Genomic DNA, 17,658 nt, shown 5'->3' on the forward strand with positions numbered 1-17,658 from the left:
TCGACCGAGACAGGCGGATCAGACGCCCGCGGTGCTCTTGATCCACGAGCGGCTGGCCGCGACGCTCGCGTAGTTGTTGGTGCCCTTGGTGTTCGTGCCGTCCTGGTTCTGGACGGTCGAAGCGACGCCGACCTGCTTGCCGTCGGAGACCTCCGGGCCGCCGGAGTCGCCCTTCCACGCCGAGCCGTTGATCCCGACGCTCTGGATCGCGCGGCCGCCGTACGCGTCCGTCGACGACCCGCTGACCCGCACGTTCGTCGTCTTCAGCGCGGGGGCGGGCGGGCCGGTCGGGGTCTCGCGGCCCCAGCCGTAGAGCTGGTTGGTGGTGCCGCGTGCCGGGTCGGCGCTGCCGAGGGCGATCGGCTTGGCGGTGGTGGCCTGCGCGAGGTGCAGCAGCGCGATGTCGCCGTTGGGCGACTTCACCTTCTTGTCCACCTCGATCTTCGTGCCGCCGCCGAGCTCGTTGCTGCCGACCCGGACGAACATGCCGCTGCCGTCGGAGTCGAGGCAGTGCACGGCGGTCATGACCCAGCTCGCGGCGACGACCGACCCGGAGCAGTTGAAGCCGTTGAACGGACGGCCCGCGGTCTTGACGTAGACCTGGGCACCCCAGCTGACGGCCGGCGCGGTGGTCCCGCCGACGATGTTCGGCTGGGCTCCGGACGCGGCGGCGAGCGCGCCACCGGAGAGGGTCAGTGCGACGGCGGCGGCGGAGGCCGCGCCGATGGTGCGGATACGGCTCACGAGCGGTTCCTTTCGCGGTGGGGACCGAGATGTCGCCGATCACTCGGCTGGTCGGAAAGTAACCGCCGGACCACGGCCCGAGTACCCACGAACGTCGGGACCGTTCCGATCACCCGACTTCCGTCGGTAGGCCTGGGGAAACCCCGAGCACCGGGGGCCCGCGAGAACTGTCGGGGGTGCGCCATAGGCTGGTGGGCGTGGCTGACCCGTCCACCTACCGTCCCTCGCCGGGGAGCATCCCGGACGCACCCGGCGTGTACAAGTTCCGTGACGACACGCGCCGGGTCATCTACGTCGGCAAGGCGAAAAGCCTGCGCAGCAGGCTGAACTCGTACTTCGCCGATCTCGCCGGGCTGCACCCGCGCACGCGCCAGATGGTGACCACCGCGGCGAGCGTCGAGTGGACCGTGGTGTCCACCGAGGTCGAGGCGCTGCAGCTGGAGTACAACTGGATCAAGGAGTTCGACCCCCGGTTCAACGTCCGCTACCGCGACGACAAGAGCTATCCGGTGCTCGCGGTGACGATGAACGAGGAGTTCCCGCGCCTGCACGTCTACCGCGGCGCGCGGAAGAAGGGCGTCCGCTACTTCGGGCCGTACTCGCACGCGTGGGCCATCCGCGAGACGCTCGACCTGCTGCTGCGGGTCTTCCCGGCCCGCACCTGCTCGGCCGGGGTGTTCCGGCGGCACGGGCAGATCGGCAGGCCGTGCCTGCTGGGCTACATCGAGAAGTGCTCGGCGCCGTGCGTCGGCCGGGTGTCGGCCGACGAGCACCGCGCGATCGTCGAGGACTTCTGCGACTTCCTCGCCGGGCGCACCGAGGGCATGATCCGCAGGCTCGAACGGGAGATGGCGACCGCCAGCGAGGAGCTGGAGTTCGAGCGCGCCGCCCGGCTGCGGGACGACCTGGGCGCGCTGCGCCGCGCGATGGAGAAGCAGGCCGTGGTACTCGGCGACGGCACCGACGCCGACGTCGTGGCGTTCGCGCACGACGAGCTGGAGGCCGCGGTCCAGGTCTTCCACGTGCGCGGCGGCCGGGTACGCGGGCAGCGCGGCTGGGTCATCGACAAGGCCGAGGAAATGGACGTCCCGGCGCTGGTCGACCACTTCCTCACCCAGTTCTACGGTGAGGAGGCCGATCTCGCGGCTCGTGACGAGGTCGACACGGGTTCGGCGGTGCCGCGCGAGGTGCTGGTGCCCGAGCTGCCCGCGGACGCCGACGCGGTCACCGAGTGGCTTTCCGGGCTGCGCGGGTCCAAGGTACGGCTGCGGGTCGCGCAGCGCGGGGAGAAGCGCGCGCTGGCCGAAACCGTCGAGCGCAACGCCGCGGAGGCGTTCACCCAGCACAAGCTGCGCCGCGCCGGCGACCTCACCGCGCGCTCGGCGGCGTTGTCCGAGCTGCAGGATTATCTTGCGCTCGAAACGGCGCCGCTGCGCATCGAATGCGTGGACATCAGCCATATCCAGGGCAGTGACGTGGTGGCGTCGCTGGTGGTGTTCGAGGACGGGGTCGCGCGCAAGTCCGAGTACCGCCGCTTCGCCTTGCGCGAGGCCGCCGACGAGGGCGACGTCGCGTCGATCGCAGAGGTCGTGCGGCGGCGTTTTTCCCGCTATCTCAAGGAAACGGCCAACGGCGAAGCAACGGCGGAGGCCGATCCGTCGAAGCCGGGGATCGATCCGGAGACCGGCAAGCCCCGCAAGTTCGCGTACCCGCCGAACCTGCTCGTCGTCGACGGCGCGGGCCCGCAGGCCACCGCGGCCGCGGACGTGCTGGCGGAACTCGGGGTGCACGACGTCGCCGTGGTGGGGCTGGCGAAACGGCTCGAAGAGGTCTGGCTGCCGGGCGACCCGGATCCGGTTATCCTGCCGCGGACCTCGGACGCGCTGTTCCTGATGCAGCGTGTCCGTGACGAGGCACACCGCTTCGCCATCCGCTACCACCGGGAGAAGCGGTCCAAGCGGATGCAAACGTCCGAATTGGACAGTGTGCCGGGCCTGGGGCAGGCTCGCCGTACCGCGCTGATCAAGCACTTCGGCTCGGTGAAGAAGCTCAAGCAGGCCAGGGTCGAGGAGATCGAGGCGGTGCCCGGCTTCGGCAGGCGCACCGCGGAGGCGGTGGTGGCCGCGCTGACCGGGGAGTCCGGGGCGGCCGCGTCGGGAGGGGAGCCGGGAACATGATCGGGGAAGGTAACGCGAAGTGAGTGCGAACGAGGAGAACCGCGGGTCCGGGATGGAGGTCGCGGTCGTGTCCGGGCTGTCCGGGGCGGGCCGCAGCACGGCGGCCAAATGCCTGGAGGACCTGGGCTGGTTCGTAGTGGACAACCTGCCGCCGGAGCTGATCGCCACGATGGTCGAGCTCGGCGCGCAGGCCCGTGGCGCGATCACCAAGGTCGCGGTGGTGATGGACGTGCGCTCGCGGGCGTTCACCGACGACCTCGCCTCGGTGATCAAGGACCTGGACGCGCGGGGCTACAAGCCGCGGGTCCTGTTCCTGGAGGCCACCGACGCGGTGCTGGTGCGCCGGTTCGAGGCGGTCCGCCGCGGTCACCCGATGCAGGGTGACGGGCGGTTGCACGACGGGATCACCGCCGAGCGCGCGCTGCTCTCGCCGTTGCGCGAGGAGGCCGACCTCGTGCTGGACACCTCCTCGCTGTCGGTGCACGACCTGCGGGCCAAGATCGAGGACGCGTTCGGGTCCGAGGCGGGCACGACGACCCGGGTGACCGTGCTGTCCTTCGGGTACAAGTACGGTCTGCCGATGGACGCCGATCTCGTGATGGACGTGCGGTTCCTGCCGAACCCGTTCTGGATCCCGGAACTGCGCGAGCACACCGGGCTGGAGAACGAGGTGCGCAACTACGTGCTCAGCCAGGAGGGCGCCGAGGAGTTCCTCGACCGCTACCATCAGCTGCTGCGGCTCATCGGTGCCGGCTACAAGCGCGAGGGCAAGCGGTACCTGACCCTGGCGGTGGGCTGCACCGGCGGGAAGCACCGCAGCGTCGCGATCTCCGAGGAACTCGCCCAGCGTCTGTCCAATGAGGACGGTATGGCCGTGAAGGTGGTGCACCGCGACCTTGGCCGCGAGTAACGTACGCGCGGTCGCGCTCGGGGGCGGGCACGGGCTGCACGCGACACTCACCGCGCTGCGGCGGGTGACGCGCGAGGTCACCGCGGTGGTCACCGTCGCCGACGACGGCGGATCGTCCGGACGGCTGCGCCGGGAGCTCGGCCTGCTGCCGCCGGGCGATCTGCGCCAGGCCTTCGCCGCGTTCGCCGCCGAGGACGGCGGCGCCCTGTGGGCCGAGGTGTTCCAGCACCGCTTCGGCGGGGACGGCGCGCTCGCCGGGCATGCCGTCGGCAACCTGCTGCTGGCAGGGCTGTTCGAGGTGCTCGGCGATCCGGTAGCCGCGCTCGACGAGGCGGGCAGGCTCATCGGGGTGTCCGGCAGGGTCCTGCCGATGTCCCCGGAACCACTGGAGATCGAGGCCGAGGTCAGCGGCTTGGACAGCGAGGACGCCACCGCGCTGCGCCGTATCCGCGGCCAGGTGGCGGTGGCGACGACACCGGGGCAGGTGCGGCGCATCAGCCTGCACCCGAGCGGGCAGGCCGAACGCCCGCCGCAGGGCTGCGCGGAAGCGATCGACGCGGTGCTCGGCGCCGACGTCGTCTTCCTCGGTCCCGGTTCGTGGTTCACCAGCGTGCTGCCGCACCTGCTGGTCCCGGATCTGCATGACGCGCTGGTCCGGACCACGGCGACCAAGGTGGTCGTCCTGAATCTTGTCCCCCAGCCGGGTGAAACCGCCGGATTCTCCCCGGAACGGCATCTGGATGTGCTGTTCGACCACGCGCCCCGGCTGCGGGTCGACGCGGTGATCGCGGACCGCGATTCCGTCCCCGACCCGCCCAGACTCCGCAAGGCGGCGGAACGGCTGGGCGGGGTGGCGCTTCTGGGGGCCGTGGCAGACCGGGAAGTGCCGGGACGGCATGATCCGGATGCGCTCGCGCACTGCATGCGGGAGGCTCTCGGTCTCGAAACGGGCCGGAGCGGCGGGGGCGGAGTGGCAGACAGGGAGGGGCAGCAATGGCGATGACCGCCGCGGTGAAGGACGAACTGAGCCGGCTGGAGATCACGAAGATCGGGCCACGCCGGGCCGAGGTCGCGTCGTTGCTGCGTTTCGCGGGCGGGCTGCACATCGTGGCGGGCCGGGTCGTGGTGGAGGCCGAGCTGGACACCGGCTCGGTCGCGCGCCGGCTGCGCAAGGAGATCCACGAGCTCTACGGGCACCATTCGGACGTGCACGTGATCACCGCGAGCGGCGGACTGCGCAAGGGGACGCGGTACGTCGTGCGCGTGGTGAAGGACGGCGAGGGACTGGCCAGGCAGACCGGCCTGATCGACCAGCGCGGGCGCCCGGTGCGCGGGCTGCCCGCCGCGGTGGTGTCCGGGGGAGTGGCCGACGCGGAAGCGGCGTGGCGGGGTGCCTTCCTCGCCCACGGCTCGCTGACCGAACCCGGCCGCTCGTCGTCGCTGGAGGTCACCTGTCCCGGCCCGGAGGCCGCGCTCGCGCTCGTCGGTGCCGCGCGCCGGATGGGCATCCAGGCGAAGTCCCGCGAGGTCCGCGGCGCGGACCGGGTCGTGGTCCGCGACGGGGACGCGATCGGCGCGCTGCTGACCCGCCTCGGCGCGCACACCAGCGTGCTGCAGTGGGAGGAACGCCGGATGCGCCGCGAGGTGCGGGCCACGGCCAACCGCCTCGCCAACTTCGACGACGCGAACCTGCGGCGTTCGGCGCGGGCCGCCGTCGCCGCGGCCGCCAGGGTGGAGCGCGCGCTGGAGATCCTCGGCGACACCGCGCCCGATCACCTGCTCGCCGCGGGCAAGCTCCGGCTGTCCAACCGGCAGGCGTCACTGGAGGAACTCGGCCAGCTGTCGGACCCGCAGATGACGAAGGACGCGGTGGCGGGCCGGATCCGGCGGCTGCTCGCGATGGCCGACAAACGCGCCAAGGACCTCGGCATCCCGGACACCGAGTCCGCGGTGACCCCGGAGATGCTCGAAGAAGAGGCGTAGCGGCCCGCGGGTCACCGGCGGATGAGGCCCCGCTGGTGCGCGGTGGCGACGGCGGCGGTGCGGGAGTCGACGTCGAGCTTGGCGTAGATGTGGACGAGGTGGGACTTCACCGTGGCCTGGGTGAGGAACAGCTCGGCGGCGATCTCGGCGTTGGACAGCCCGTCGGCGACCAGGCGCAGAACCTCGATCTCGCGGCGGGACAGCGCGGTGCCCGGCGCGCGCATCCGGTCCATGAGCCGGTGGGCCACCTCGGGGGCGAGCGCGGTGCGGCCGGCGGCCGCGGCCCGCACCGCGGCGGCGAGTTCCTCGGGCGGCGCGTCCTTGAGCAGGTACCCGGTGGCTCCCGCTTCGATCGCGGCGAGGATGTCGGCGTCGGTGTCGTAGGTGGTCAGCACCAGCACGCGCGGCGGGTCCGGCCGGGCGGTGATCGCCGCGGTGGCGTCCGCCCCGCGCATTTCCGCGCCGAACCGCAGGTCCATCAGCACCACGTCGACGGCCAGCGTGGCGGCCAGTTCCACCGCGCGCTCGGCGGTACCCGCCTCGGCGACCACGGCGAAGCCCGGTTCGGTGTCCAGCACCGCGCGCAGCCCGGCGCGGACGACGGGGTGGTCGTCGGCCAGCAGCAACCGGATCGTCTCGCTCACGGGTCCTCCAGTGGCCGATCGTGGTTGGCGAAGCTGACCGCGAGCGCGGTGCCCGCTCCCGGCGCCGACTCCACGGTGAGCGTGCCACCGAGCGCGTGCGCCCGCGCCCGCATCGCGGCCAGCCCGAAACCGCCCTCGTCGTCGCCGGTGGCGGGCAGTGTCTCCGGGGTGAACCCGATCCCGTCGTCGACGGCGTCCAGCGCCACCCCGGTGTCCATATAGGACAGTGTGACCCCGGCCCGCCGCGCCCGCGCGTGGCGGACGGTGTTGGCCAGCGCCGACTGCGCGATCCGCAGCAGTGCCACCTCGTACGGGGTGGGGATCGGGACGGGCTCGCCGTCGAGGTGGAAGTGCACCGCGAGCCCGGAGTGCTCGGCGGTGGTGGCGCACAGCCGTTCCAGCGCGGCGGTGAGGGAGCCGTTCTCCAGGTCCGGCGGGGTGAGCGCGTGCACGAACCGGCGGGTTTCGGCGAGGTTGTGCTGTGCCTCGGTCCTGGCCCGGCGCACGTGCTGTTCCGCGTCGCCCGGCCGCCCGGGCAGCGCCCGCTCGGCGGCACGCAGCAGCAGCTGGATGCTCGACAGGCCCTGGGCGACCGTGTCGTGGATCTCCCGTGCCAGCCGCTCCCGTTCGGCGAGCACCCCGGCCGAGCGCTCGGCGGCGGCGAGGTCGCCGCGAAGCACGCTCAGCTCCTCGATCCACCTGCGCCGCTGCTCGCTTTCGCGGTACAGCGCCTGGTAACCGAGGACCGTGGCCACCGCGACCGCCGCGCCCAGCGCCGGTCCGATCACCGCGGCGACGGTGAACGCGCGCTGGTGCCAGGCGAACCCGGCGATCGCGAGCACGGTCGTGACGACCACGACGGGCGGTCCCCACCGCCCTGGCAGCAGGTGCAGCTGCAGGAAGAACAGCGGGAACGCCAGCCACACCCCGTCCGGGGTGAGCCACAGCAGCCCCAGCCACACCGCGGCGAGCGCGGCCAGCCACACCGCGGCGGCCGGTCCCGAACGGCTCACCCGGGGCAGCAGCGGCCCGGTGACGTACACGCCCGCCATCACGACCGCCGCCACGACGATCCATGCGGTACGAGGCTGGCCGCCCGCCACCGCGCGGACCGCGGCCAGCGTCAGCAGCCCGGCCATCAGCAGGTGCAGGCAGACGCGCAGCACCCGCAGCGGCCGGGTCAGCGCGTGCGGTTCCATGACCTGCCCAGACTACGGCGCGTGGCGGGCGGGGCATCGATCGAAAGGTTGATTCCGGCCTCCGCGGTTCGATACCGCCGAAGCGTTCCCCGGTGCGATGACCGGCGGCCGGTCCAGGAGAAGAGTCGGCCGTGTGCCGGGAGAAGTCCCCGGCCGGATGCACCGGAAGGAGCCGACGTTCGCCGTGTTCGTCGCCTGGAGAGACCTGCGGTTCGCCAAGGGGCGCTTCGCCCTCATGGGGACCGTCGTCGTGCTGATGACCCTGCTGGTCGGCCTGCTGTCCGGCCTCACCGCCGGACTGGGGAAGGCGAGTACCTCGGCCGTCACCGGCCTGCCCGCCGACCACCTGGCGTTCGCCGCGTCCTCGCACGGGCAGCCGCCGTCGTTCACCGAGTCCACTGTGGACCGGGCACAGCAGGCGGGGTGGGCGCGGGTGCCCGGGGTCACCGCCGCCGAGGCGCTCGGCATCACCACCACCAAGGCCACGACGTCCTCGGGGGACACCGGGGTGGTGTCGGCCTTCGGGGTGGCACCCGGCTCGGGCCTCGCCCCGGCCGCCGGGCGTGTCGGCCAGGGGGAGGTGGTGCTGTCCACCGGGGCCGCCGACGCGCTGTCCACCAAGGCGGGTCAGACCGTGCTGCTCGCGGGCGCCCCGGTGCGGGTCACCGCGGTCGCCGGGGACGCTTCCTACAGCCACACTCCGGTCGTCTGGACCAGCCTGGCCGACTGGCAGCGGCTCACGCCGGGCGGCGGGGCGGGCGAGCGCGCCACGGTGATCGCCTTGCGCACCACCGGCGGCGCCGACCTGGCCGCCGCCGACACCCGGCTGGGCACCACCACCGTCACCCGCGACGACGCGCGCTCGGCCATCGGCTCCTACACCTCGGAAAACGGTTCGCTGCAACTGATGCGTGGCTTCCTGTTCGCGATCTCGGCGCTGGTCATCGGCGCGTTCTTCACCGTCTGGACGATCCAGCGGGCCGGGGACATCGCCGTGCTCAAGGCGCTGGGCGCCACGACCGGCTACCTGCTGCGTGACGCGCTCGGGCAGGCGGTGGTGCTGCTCGTGACCGGCACCGCGATCGGCACCGGCGCCGCCGCCGGGATCGGCGCGGCCGCGGCGGGCACGGTCCCGTTCGTGCTCGACGTGAGCACGATGCTGCTGCCGGCGCTGGTGATGATCGCGCTCGGCGTGCTGGGGGCGGCGCTGTCCGTCCGCCGTATCGCCTCGGTCGACCCGCTGACCGCGCTGTCCACGCACTGAATCCACCCGGACACCAGGGAGAAGTACCGATGAGCCTGCGGCTGAACGACGTCGTCCTGACCTACCGCGACGGTGACCACCGGCTGACCGCGGTCGACCACGCCGAGCTGGACGTGCCGGCGGGCACCGCGACCGCGCTGGTGGGGCCGTCCGGCTCGGGGAAGTCCAGCTTGCTCGCGGTGGCCGCCGCGCTGGTCACCCCCGACTCCGGAGAGGTCGTCGTCGACGGCACCACCGTCACCGGCATGAGCCGTGCGGCGAAGACCACGCTGCGCCGCGAAAAGATCGGCATCGTCTTCCAGCAGCCCAACCTGCTCGGTTCGCTGACCGCCGTCGAACAGCTGGAAGTGATGGCACACCTCGACGGCAGGTCACCGCGCACCGTTCGCCACCGTGCTCGCGAACTGCTCGACGCGGTCGGGCTCGCCGGCCACGGTGCTCGTCGTCCGCACCAGCTCTCCGGCGGCCAGCGGCAGCGGGTCGCCATCGCCCGTGCCCTGATGAACGACCCGGCGGTACTCCTGGTGGACGAGCCGACCAGCGCGCTGGATCACGAGCGCGGCGCGGCGATCATCGACCTGGTGCTCGGGTTCACGCGCCGCCAGGACGTCGCCACCGTGCTGGTCACCCACGACACCGCGCATCTGGACGGCGTGGATCGGATCGTCGAGATCCGCGACGGCAGGCTCGCCCTCACCGCTCCGGCCCGCAGCCCGCTGACCGGCCGCCCCCCAGCCGGCCGGTCAGCAGGTGCGCGCCCAGCACGGTGATCTCGTGCCGTACCGCGATACCGGTGCGGCGGGTCGCGATGAGGCCCGCCGCACGCAGGATCGAGGCGTGGTAGCTCGCCGAGGCGGCCGAGACGCCCACCCGCCTGCTCAACTCGGTGGTGGTGCACCCGGCCTCGGTGGCCTCCAGCACCCGCGCCCTGGTCACGCCGAGGAGCGCGCTGAGCGAGCCGAGGTCCCTGCCCGCTGCCCGGTTCGTGGCCAGGATGGCTGTCCTCCTCGCGGCTGAAATGATCACCGGAACCACGGTAGCCGGGTGGTGCCGACGTATTCCTGTACCGGAACCGGGCCGCGTCCGCGTCCGGATCGGCGGACGTCCGAGGCCATGACCAGCGCGAACGTTGTGAATCGCCGGTCGTGCTCCGGCGCGGACCGGCAGAATCGGCAAAACCCGCGCGGCACCGTGAACGGGCGGGCGGCTTTTCGCCGCCGGACGGCTCGGGCAGGATGGAAACGGACTCGCCCGGCCGCGACGGGTGGCGCGTCGGGGACCGCGGAGGGGATGGGTGATCATGCGCCAGGCGGCGGAGCCGTTCGGGGAGCGGCTCCGTACCGCGCGGGTGCGGGCCGGGCTGAGCCAGCGGGAACTCGCCGAGCGAGCGGGCGTGAGCGAACGCACGGTGCGCGGCGTCGAACGGGGCACGGGTGGCAGGCCACGGGGCGAATCCCTCCGGCGGCTGGCCGAAGCGGCAGGGCTGGAACCACCGGAGCGCGTCCGCGTGGCCGGGGCCCGCCGCGGGCCGCTGATCTCGGTACTGGGCCCGCTCGGCTTGTGGCACAACGGGAATCCGGTCGAGATCGGCGCGCTCAAGCAACGCACGCTCCTCGCCTTGCTGGCGGTGCAGCCCGATCGGGCGGTCGGCACGGACGAAATCGCCGAGCTGCTGTGGGGCGAGGACCCGCCGAAGTCCGCCGCGAACCTGCTGCACACCTACGTCGCCCGGCTGCGGCGGATTCTCGAACCGGGCCGGGGCAGCGGCGCGGCACAGCTCATCGTCGCGGTCAGGGGCGGTTACCGGTTGCGGGTGACCGGAGGGCAACTGGATCTGCTGCGCTTCGACGAGCTGATCGGCGAGGCGGGCCGATGCCGTGCCGAAGGGGAATTCCGGCAGGCACTCGCGGCGTATTCGGCCGCGCTCGGGCTCTGGCGCGGCCCCTTCTTGTCCAATGTGGACAGCCGGATCCTGGCGCACCCGGTCGCGGTCGCGGTGCTGCGGCGCCGGACCGAGGCCACGCTCGGCTACGCGGACACCGCGCGGGAGCTGGGGGAGCCCGGGCAAGCGGTCTCCCGCCTGCGGGCACTCGCGGACGAGGAACCCCTGCACGAAGGACTGGCCGCCCGGCTGATGCTCGCGCTGGCCGGTGCCGGGCAGCAGGCCGAGGCGTTGCGGCGGTTCGACAGCACCCGCGCCCGGCTGGCAGGCGAACTCGGCGTCGATCCGGGTGCCGAACTCCGCGAGGCACACCGCCGGGTGCTCGCCCAGGAGCTGCCCGAGCGGGAGACGTCGCCGGGCGAGCGGCCCGTGCCCCGGCAGCTGCCCGCCCCGCCGCGGTTGTTCACCGGTCGCGCACGGGAGCTGGCGCGGCTGGGCGAGGCGCTCGACGCCGGTGCGGATCTCCGCAGCACCATGGTGATCTCGGCGCTCGGCGGCATCGGCGGGATCGGCAAGACCTGGCTGGCGCTGCACTGGGCCCACCGGAACGCGCACCGGTTCCCGGACGGTCAGCTGTACGTCAACCTGCGCGGATTCGATCCCACGGCCGAGCCGGTGTCCCCGGCGGTGGCCGTCCGCGGGTTCCTGGACGCGCTGCGGGTCGCGCCGGGCGCGATCCCGGCGGACGAGGGGGCCCGGTTCGCCTTGTATCGCAGCCTCGTCGCCGGTCGCCGCATGCTGGTCGTGCTCGACAACGCCCGCGACGCCGCCCAGGTCACCGCGTTGCTGCCGGGGAGTCCCGACTGCACGGTGGTGGTCACCAGCCGCCACCGGCTCGGCGGGCTGGTGGCCACGCACGGCGCGCTGCTGCTCACCCTCGACGTGTGGACCGGGCAGGAGGCCGGGGAACTGCTGACCCGGCATCTCGGCGCCACGCGGGTGGCGGCCGAACCGGACGCGGTCGCCGATCTGCTCGCGCTGTGCGGTGGCCTGCCGCTCGCGGTGGGGATCGTCGCGGCCAGGGTGGCGACCCAGCCAGGGCTGCCGCTGCGGGTGCTGGCCGAGGAACTCCGGGACACCGCGGGCCGGCTCGACGCGCTGGACGCGGGCGAGGTGTCGGCGAACCTGCGGGCGGTGTTCACCTCGTCCTATCGCGCGCTGGACAGCGAAGCGGCGACCCTGTTCGGGCTGCTCGGCCTGGCACCGGGGCCGGACATCGGCCTGACGGCCGCGGCCGCGCTGGCCGGGTTGCCGGTCGCCAGGGTGCGGACGCTGCTGCGGGAGCTGGAGGCGGCGCATCTGGTGGCCCAGCCGGTACCGCTCCGCTATCGGATGCACGATCTCGTGCGGCTCTACGCCGCCGAAGAAGCCCGTCGGAGTCTCGGCGAACCCGTACGTGCCGTGGCGTTGCGCCGTCTGGTCGATTTCTTCCTGCACACCGCCTACACGGGCGAGCGGCTGCTCGAACCGCATCGGCCGCCGATCGAGCCCGGGACACCGGCCGAGGACGTCCGGCCACAGCCGCTCGCGGATGAGTCCGAGGCGCTCGCCTGGTTCGACGCCGAGCACCACTGCCTGCTCGCCGCGCACCGGTTCGCCGCGGAAGCGGGCTGGGACGAACAGACGTGGCGCCTGGCGTGGTCGCTGGACACCTTCCACTACCGGCGTGGCCACCTGGCCGACAATCTCCGCGTCTGGCAGGACGGACTCGGTGCCGCGCGGCGGCTCGGCACCCCCACGGCGCTGGCCTGGGCGCATCGGCGGCTCGGGCACGCGCATGCCCGGCTCGGCGGCCGCGCGGACGGCATCGAGCATCTGCGGCAAGCCGTCGCCGCCACCGAGCGGACCGGCGACGTCGCCAATCTCGGTAACACGCATCGGTTTCTCGCGCTGGCGCTGGCGCAGAACGGTTCGGACGAGCTCGCGCTCACGCACGCCGCCGAATCGCTGCGGTTGTTCGGCACGCTCGACGATCCGGTCGGCGCGGCCAACGCGCACAACCTCGTCGGCCGGTGTCACGTCCGGCTGGGCAACCACGGCCAGGCCCATGCCCACTGCGAGCGCGCGCTCGCGCTGCACCGCGAGCACGCCGACCGGCAGGGCGAGGCGAACGCGCTGGACAGCCTCGGCTACCTCGCCCAGCACGCGGGCCGGTACGCCGACGCGATCGCCCGGTACCGGGAAGCCCTTGCCGTGCAACAGGAAATCGACAACACCTACGACAGGGCGAGCACGCTGGACCAGCTCGGCACCGTCCTCGACGCGGCGGGCAGGCAGGCCTCCGCGCGGGACGCGTGGCGCCAGGCCGTGGAACTGTACCGGGCACAACACCGCGTCGCGGAAGCCGACGAACTGGCCGGACGGCTTGCCGCGTCGTGCGAGGACCGCGCCGGTTAGCGGGTTCCCGCGCACCGTGACCGTATCGGGTGTGGATCATGACGCTTTCGAGGAAGTGTGACCGGACCCGTTAACGCCACAGCAGACTCGTAACGCAGCGGTTTCATGCCAGGGCGCACGCCGGAAACCTGGCGCCCCGAACCTCGATCACAGGCGACGAGCCTCTGAGGAAAGGGGAGACCCATGCGCACGAGCGAGCAAGGCGGGGAGCGGCCGCGGGTTTCGGCGGAGGTCGGCACCTGGCTCACCCGGCGCAGCGCGACGGCGGACGACTGGAGCGCCGAAGAACTGGTGGCGGTCAAACGGGGTACCACGGTGTCGGTGGTCATCCCGGCGCGCGACGAGGAGGCCACGGTCGGCGCGATCGTGACGGCCATCCGTGAGGAACTCGTCGAACGGCATCCGCTGGTCGACGAGATCCTCGTGGTGGACAGCCGATCCACCGACGCGACCGCCCGGGTCGCCGCGGCGGCGGGCGCGGACGTCGTCGCGCAGGACGCCGTGCTGCCCGCACTGTCCGGTTTGGACGGTAAGGGTGAGGCGCTGTGGAAGGGGGTCGCGGCCACGAGCGGTGATCTCGTCGTCTTCGTCGACGGCGATCTCCGCGAGTTCACCACCGGCTACGTCACCGGGCTGCTCGGCCCGCTGCTGACCGATCCGTCGGTGGCCTACGTCAAGGGTTTCTACCACCGCCCGCTGATCGGCGCGGCGGGCACCGACGCCGACGGCGGCGGCCGGGTGACCGAGCTGGTCGCGCGGCCGCTGCTCAACATGTTCTGGCCCGAGCTGGCCGGGTTCGTGCAGCCGCTCGCCGGTGAGTACGCCGGACGCCGCGAGGTGCTGGAGAGCATCCCGTTCGTCGCCGACTACGGCGTAGAGATCGGGCACCTGATCGATCTGCTGGAGCTGCGCGGGCTCGACGCGCTCGCCCAGGTCGACCTCGGCCACCGGGTGCACCGCCATCAGAGCGTCCAGGCGCTTGGCCGGATGGCCGCGCAGATCATGCACACGCTGATGGACCGGCTCGAGCGCTACGACCGGCTGATCGCGGCACGTCCGCCGTCGACGCTGCTCGCCCAGTTCCAGCGCGGTTCCTCGGGCGAGGGTGTCGAGCGCGAGCTGGTGCTCACCGACCTCCCCTGCGCGCAGCGGCCTCCGCTGGCGAGCCTTCCGGCGTCGATCCGGTGGGGAGAACGTGTTGCGTAACACCGCCTGATCTGTACGTAAAGTCCGTTTTGCCGGTAGGGTGATCTTGCGAGAGCGAGGAGACACGCGGCGTGCCCCGGCGGTGACGCCCGGAGGAGAGGGATCCCCTTGGGCGACGGCTGGGGCGCGCGGACCGACTACGACGTCCTCGTGATCGGGGCCGGGTTCGCCGGCCTGCACCTGCTCGCGGAGCTGCGGAAGAGCGGATTCACCTGCCACGCCTTCGAAACCGGCGGCGGGGTCGGCGGAACCTGGTACTGGAACCGGTATCCCGGCGCGCGGTGCGACATCGAGAGCCTCGACTACTGCTATCTCCACGACCGCGAGCTGCACCGGGAGTGGACGTGGTCCGAGCGGTTCGCCGGTCAGCCGGAAATCCTGCGCTACGCCGAACACTTCGCCGAGCGGGCGGGGTTGTACCCGTTCGTCACCTTCGGCACGCGGGTCGTCGCGGCCACCTTCGACGAGCCGTCTTCGACCTGGCTGGTGCGCACCGAACATGGCGGGGAAGTGCGGTGCCGGTTCCTCGTCACGGCCGTCGGCTGCCTGTCCGCCGCGCAGATCCCGGACATCCCCGGGATACAACGGTTCCGCGGCGAACGCTTCCACACCGGGCGATGGCCGCACGAACCCGTGAACTTCGCGGGCAAGCGGGTCGGCGTGCTCGGCACCGGGTCGTCGGGCATCCAGGTGATCCCGCGGATCGCCGAGGAGGCCGCCGGAGTCGTGGTGTTCCAGCGGACCGCGAACTTCAGCGTGCCCGCGCGGAACCGTCCGCTCACCGAGGCCCAGCTGGCGGGGGAGGCGGAGAAGTACGATGAGCGCGTCGCACTGGCGAGCACGACCCGGTTCGGGCACGTGGTGGCGGGCACCGGAAAGTCCATTCTGGACACTGAACCCGCCGAGCGGCGAACCGCGCTGGAACGCCGATGGGCCGACGGCGGGACGGGGATCGTCGCGACGTTCACCGACACCGGCCGCGATCTCGCGGCGAACGCGCTGCTGGCGGATTTCTTCCGGGACAAGATCAGGAAGACCGTGACCGACCCCGGGACCGCGGAGCTGCTCGTCCCCCGAGGCCATCCGATCGGCACGAAACGGCTCTGCGTCGACGACGGCTACTACGAGACGTTCAACCGGGAGCACGTCCGGCTGGTGGACCTGCGCGCCGAACCGATCGAGGAGATCACCGAGGACGGCGTTCGCACCACGAAGGAGAGCTACCCGCTGGACGTGCTCGTCTTCGCCACCGGCTACGACGCGTTCACCGGGGCGCTGGCCAGGATGGACATCACCGGCCGGGACGGCGCCCGGCTGCCGGACCGGTGGGCGGACGGGCCGGGGACCTACCTCGGGCTCGCCGTGTCCGGGTTCCCGAACCTGTTCACGATCACCGGCCCCGGCAGCACCATGAATCTGTCGAACATGCTCCGGGCGATCGAGCACCACGTCGCCTGGATCCGGGAACTGCTGGTACAGCTACGTTCGGCGGGTATACGCACGGCGGAAGCCGAACAATCCGCGCAGGACGAGTGGGCGGTGCGGGTCGCCGAAGCCGCGAGCCGGACGTTGTACCACCATGCCGATTCCTATTACCTCGGCGCGAACATCGAGGGCAAGGCGCGGGTGTTCATGCCCTACGCCGGCGGTCTCGACCAGTACCGGCGCATCTGCGACGCCGTGGCACTGGACGGCTATCGGGGCTTCCGGCTGTCGCATGTGGACGAACCGGTGGCGCCGTGAGCCGCCCGCTGTCCGGTTTCGGGCTCGGCGTCGTCCTGCTGGCCACGCTCCTGCCGATGATGGACTCGTTCATCGTCAACGTCGCGTTGCCCACGATCGCCGGGGAACTGGGCGCGCCGAACGCCGATCTCGAACTCGTCGTCGCCGGATACGGCATCGCGTTCACCCTGCTGCTCGTGCTCGGCGGCAGGCTCGGGGACGCGTATGGCCGACGTCGCGTACTCGTGATCGGGCTGCTCGGCTTCGTCCTCGCCTCCCTGCTGTGCGCGCTCGCGACCGGCGCGGAGTGGCTGGTGGCCGCCAGAATCGTGCAAGGCGCGACGGCCGCGCTGATCCCGCCGCAGGTCCTCGGCACCATCCAAGCCGCCGTCGCGCCGGAACGGCGAGCGAAGGCGATGAGCCGGTACGCGGCGGTCAGCGGGCTGGCCGCGATTCTCGGGCTGGTGCTCGGCGGGGTCCTGCTGAAGGCCGATCTGTGGGGCACCTCCTGGCGTCTGCTGTTCCTGGTCAACCTGCCGCTCGGCCTGATCGCCGCCGTGCTGGCCGTGTTCGTGGTGCCCGACAGCAGGTCCGAGCACCCGGCGGGCGTCGACCTGCGCGGCACCGCGCTGCTCGGCGTGCTGGTGCTGGCGGTGCTCGTGCCCCTCAACCGAGGCCCGTTGCTGGGCTGGCCGTGGTGGACGCTCGCGTTGCCGTTCCTCGCCCCGGTGGTGGCGATCGCGTTGTGGCGTACGGAAAAACGAGTCGTCGACTCCGGCGCGGTGCCGCTGCTGCCGCCGTCGGTGCTCACCGAACCGAAGGTGCGCGGGGGATTGCTGCTGCTCGCGCCGTTTCTGGCCGCCTGGGCAGGATTCCTCTTCGCGCTGCCGTTGACGCTGCAACACGGAATCGGCCTGGACCCGTTGGCCGCCGGACTCGCCGTGGCCCCGATGTCGCTGGCGTTCCTGCTCGGCTCGTTCGCGATACCGGCGTTGCGTACCCGGTGGGGTGCGCGGGTGACGCCGTACGGCGCGCTGGTGCAGGGGCTCGGCGTGGTCTGGCTCTTGGCCGCGTTGCCGCTGGGCTGGTTCGGCGGCACCGTGTGGAGCGCGTTGCCGGGCCTCGTGCTGATCGGCCTTGGCCAGGCACTGGTGGTGGGCGCCGCGAACATCGAGGTGCTCGGCGCGGTCCCCACCGCCTACGCGAGTGTCGGTGGCGGCATCTTGGTGACCACGCAACAGGGTGCGATGGCGATCGGTGTCGCGGCGCTCGGGACGCTGTTCGGCTCCATCCAAAGTGGACAGAGTTACGCGGCGGCGTTCGGTGTGGTGCTGGCGGTCCAGCTCGCCGTCGGCCTCGGGGGGGGGGGTGGCGCGGGGGGGCCGGGCGGGCGGGGCGGGGGGCGCGGGCAGCGGAGGGGGGCCGGGCCAGGTTGCGGCGGATGGCCCCGGCCACGTGCAGAGCGCCGGG

14 protein-coding genes are annotated in these 17,658 nt (G+C 72.4%); 10 read left to right on the top strand and 4 right to left on the bottom strand.

Features of this window, described 5'->3' with window-relative positions; all coding sequences use genetic code 11:
* Positions 1 to 18 precede the first annotated feature (18 nt).
* Positions 19 to 744 carry a S1 family peptidase gene (locus ACFW0G_RS10885; RefSeq protein WP_378324779.1) on the bottom strand — a complete coding sequence of 242 codons (726 nt, stop codon included), beginning with the start codon at positions 742 to 744 and terminating at the stop codon, positions 19 to 21.
* A gap of 197 nt (positions 745 to 941) precedes the next feature.
* On the opposite strand from ACFW0G_RS10885, the gene uvrC reads away from it, so the two are divergent.
* From uvrC to whiA, 4 genes are read left to right on the top strand one after another with little or no spacing between them, the layout of a single operon-like run.
* A complete protein-coding gene (uvrC, locus tag ACFW0G_RS10890; RefSeq protein ID WP_378324780.1) occupies positions 942 to 2,921 on the top strand; it encodes an excinuclease ABC subunit UvrC in 1,980 nt (659 codons plus the stop codon).
* A gap of 52 nt (positions 2,922 to 2,973) precedes the next feature.
* Positions 2,974 to 3,831 (top strand): RNase adapter RapZ, encoded by an 858-nt coding sequence (gene rapZ, locus ACFW0G_RS10895; RefSeq protein ID WP_378324960.1) that lies wholly within the window; start codon positions 2,974 to 2,976, stop codon positions 3,829 to 3,831.
* The gene (yvcK, locus tag ACFW0G_RS10900; protein WP_378324781.1) at positions 3,818 to 4,834 is read left to right on the top strand and encodes a uridine diphosphate-N-acetylglucosamine-binding protein YvcK; all 1,017 of its coding nucleotides are present in this window, start codon (positions 3,818 to 3,820) and stop codon (positions 4,832 to 4,834) included. The genes rapZ and yvcK overlap by 14 nt, the downstream gene beginning before the upstream one ends.
* Complete coding sequence (whiA, locus tag ACFW0G_RS10905) at positions 4,825 to 5,814, top strand: DNA-binding protein WhiA (RefSeq protein WP_378324782.1); 990 nt, start codon at positions 4,825 to 4,827, stop codon at positions 5,812 to 5,814. The genes yvcK and whiA overlap by 10 nt, the downstream gene beginning before the upstream one ends.
* 11 nt (positions 5,815 to 5,825) lie before the next feature.
* Here the strand turns inward: whiA and ACFW0G_RS10910 are convergent, their stop codons facing one another.
* Positions 5,826 to 6,458, bottom strand: a complete 633-nt coding sequence (locus ACFW0G_RS10910) for a response regulator (RefSeq protein ID WP_378324783.1) — start codon at positions 6,456 to 6,458, stop codon at positions 5,826 to 5,828.
* The gene (locus ACFW0G_RS10915) at positions 6,455 to 7,657 is read right to left on the bottom strand and encodes a sensor histidine kinase (protein ID WP_378324784.1); all 1,203 of its coding nucleotides are present in this window, start codon (positions 7,655 to 7,657) and stop codon (positions 6,455 to 6,457) included. Before ACFW0G_RS10915 ends, ACFW0G_RS10910 begins: the two co-directional genes overlap by 4 nt.
* Positions 7,658 to 7,841: 184 nt before the next feature.
* On the opposite strand from ACFW0G_RS10915, the gene ACFW0G_RS10920 reads away from it, so the two are divergent.
* On the top strand, positions 7,842 to 8,921 hold the full coding sequence (locus ACFW0G_RS10920) for an ABC transporter permease (protein WP_378324961.1): 1,080 nt from the start codon (positions 7,842 to 7,844) through the stop codon (positions 8,919 to 8,921).
* Between the two features lie 29 nt (positions 8,922 to 8,950).
* Positions 8,951 to 9,691, top strand: coding sequence for an ABC transporter ATP-binding protein (locus ACFW0G_RS10925; protein WP_378324785.1), 741 nt, complete (start codon positions 8,951 to 8,953; stop codon positions 9,689 to 9,691).
* Here ACFW0G_RS10925 and ACFW0G_RS10930 read toward each other — a convergent pair.
* Entirely contained in the window at positions 9,615 to 9,947 is a 333-nt protein-coding gene (locus ACFW0G_RS10930; protein WP_378324786.1) for a helix-turn-helix domain-containing protein, read from the bottom strand. The genes ACFW0G_RS10925 and ACFW0G_RS10930 overlap by 77 nt on opposite strands.
* Positions 9,948 to 10,221: 274 nt before the next feature.
* Between ACFW0G_RS10930 and ACFW0G_RS10935 the strand changes: the two genes are divergently transcribed.
* The 4 genes from ACFW0G_RS10935 to ACFW0G_RS10950 form a co-directional block, all read left to right on the top strand.
* The gene (locus ACFW0G_RS10935; RefSeq protein WP_378324962.1) at positions 10,222 to 13,260 is read left to right on the top strand and encodes a BTAD domain-containing putative transcriptional regulator; all 3,039 of its coding nucleotides are present in this window, start codon (positions 10,222 to 10,224) and stop codon (positions 13,258 to 13,260) included.
* Positions 13,261 to 13,443: 183 nt separating this feature from the next.
* A complete protein-coding gene (locus ACFW0G_RS10940; RefSeq protein WP_378324787.1) occupies positions 13,444 to 14,466 on the top strand; it encodes a glucosyl-3-phosphoglycerate synthase in 1,023 nt (340 codons plus the stop codon).
* 108 nt (positions 14,467 to 14,574) lie between these two features.
* Positions 14,575 to 16,209, top strand: a complete 1,635-nt coding sequence (locus tag ACFW0G_RS10945; RefSeq protein WP_378324788.1) for a flavin-containing monooxygenase — start codon at positions 14,575 to 14,577, stop codon at positions 16,207 to 16,209.
* Positions 16,206 to 17,658, top strand: a 1,453-nt coding sequence (locus tag ACFW0G_RS10950; RefSeq protein ID WP_378324790.1) for an MFS transporter, incomplete at its 3' end; no start/stop codon positions are given. The genes ACFW0G_RS10945 and ACFW0G_RS10950, both read left to right, overlap by 4 nt.

Origin of the sequence: Amycolatopsis sp. NPDC058986 (genome assembly GCF_042741125.1) — a bacterium.
Taxonomy (GTDB): Bacteria; Actinomycetota; Actinomycetes; order Mycobacteriales; family Pseudonocardiaceae; genus Amycolatopsis.